The sequence below is a fragment of the Variovorax sp. 01T439_2 genome (assembly GCF_056398445.1).
Map to the genome: position 1 here is coordinate 1 of NZ_JBFTPJ010001061.1, position 1887 is coordinate 1887.

At 68.8% G+C, this 1887-nt stretch carries 2 protein-coding genes; both read left to right on the top strand.

All coding sequences use genetic code 11. The features are described from left to right. Positions 1–419 (top strand): S26 family signal peptidase (locus AC1DOC_RS31825; protein ID WP_478131353.1); only part of this gene is annotated, 419 nt, incomplete at its 5' end. A gap of 867 nt (positions 420–1286) precedes the next feature. After that, positions 1287–1887 (top strand): DUF3363 domain-containing protein (locus AC1DOC_RS31830; protein ID WP_478131354.1); only part of this gene is annotated, 601 nt, incomplete at its 3' end.

Sequence of the window (1887 nt, forward strand, 5' to 3'; positions counted from 1 at the left end):
ACAGCGTGCCGCGCGGTTGGTACCGCATCGGCCGCCTGGGTAGCTCAGCCTCGCTGCACGTCGGAAGCATCGTTCTGGCACGGCTTCCGGCCGACGTGACCGCCTTCGCGGCCCAGCGCGGCTACCTGCCGAGCGGCGTGCCGATCCTCAAGCGCATCGGCGCCCTTGCGCCGCAATCGGTGTGTGTTTGCGATCAGCTCGTGCGCATTGACGGCGCCGTGGTGGCGAGCCTGCGAACGGATGACGGCGCGCATCGCCAGCTGCAAGCCTGGTCGCAATGCCGCCCCCTTGCGGTGGGCGAGTTGTTCCTGCTCGGCGACACGAACCCGGCGTCGTTCGACAGTCGGTATTTCGGGCCTGTCTCTGCGTCGGCCGTGCTCGGCGTTGCGCGGCCTTTGTGGACATGGAGTGCGCCATGAACTTCGCAGCGTCCTGTTGCCAAGGGTGCCGCCGAACTGCAGCCGGACGTGTGTCCGTGCTGCACACCGTCGTGCAGGGAGCCCGCCGCCAGCGTGCAGCACCTGCTGCACCGCCGCTGCCCCCCGGGCAGCGTTGCGCACCACGTGCGCGGCTGGCGGTAGGTCGGAGCCGGGAGCGGAAGCGGAAGGCGGAGACGGAGGGCCAGATAAAAGGGGCGGCACGCCGCCACCCGCAAAGTCAGTCTGCACGTGGGTTGGGCGCGGCACGGCACCTGTCGATGCCGGTGCTGCGCCGATGCGCAACGCTACGTCGCTGCGGCCTTGCGCACGTGCCACTTCCGATCCCTTGCGCGTCATTGCTCSGGAGTGCCCGCCTTGGCTTCGCGTAAGGAACYGGATGGCGAGCGCTTTCGYGTYCGRCCGGCGGCMCCRAAGTCCCRCGCAGGACCGCGCCCGGAGCGCTTCGTGTCCCGGGTGCTCAGGGAAGTTTCGAAGACCGGTGCCAAAGCGTCCGGCAAACGAGCAGGGCGRCCCGCGTCGACCTTTGGCCGAGGCCGAGGCCGAGTCGCGGCSGGYATGGCAGTCGATCGCCTRGGCGWGCATGSCCGRCGCGTGGTCATCAAGGSCCGCTTCGTGGTGCTCCGGAAAGCCGGCGYGAACTCGGTATCCACSCACCTGCGYTACATCGAGCGCGATGGGGTGACACGTGACGGGCAGCGCGGGCAGGCTTATGGTCCCGAGACCGATGCCACCGACCTGAAGGCYTTCGAGGAGCGGGGCAGSGGAGATCGCCACCARTTCCGCTTCATCGTCTCGGCCGAGGAYGCGGTCGASCTGGAAGATCTGCGTGGTTTYACRCGGCAACTGATGCAGCGCATGGCGGTGGAYYTGGAAACGCCGCTGGACTGGGTGGCSGTCGAYCACTGGGACACCGACAACCCGCACACCCACRTCGTSYTGAACGGCCGGACCGCSGGCAAGGAAGACCTCATCATCGCGCCGGACTACATCGCCCRGGGCATGCGTATGCGAGCCAGCGAGATCGCTACCCAATGGCTGGGGCCGCGCACCGAGATCGAGATCCGGCAAAGCCTGCAGCGCGAAGTCGAGCAGCAGCGACTCACCGGCCTGGACCGGGCCTTGATGCGCCAAGCCGTAGCCGATACCGTTGACCTGACTGGCCGGCCCGGGGACCGGCACCGCCAGAACCTGCTGCGGGCGCGCCTGCAGCGGCTCGAAGCCATGGCGATGGCCGAGCGAGTCGATGTCAACCGGTGGCGGCTGGCGCCGGACATGGTGCGGACCTTGACCGCGATGGGCGAGCGCGAGGAGGCGCTGGACACCATGCGCCGGGCACTCAAGGGCCAGCAGCGTGAATGCGTGCTGGAGGACGCGTCGACCACCCCCGTCATCGGCCGCATCGCGGGTAAGGGCCTGACCGACGAACTGCACGACCGAGGCTATCTGG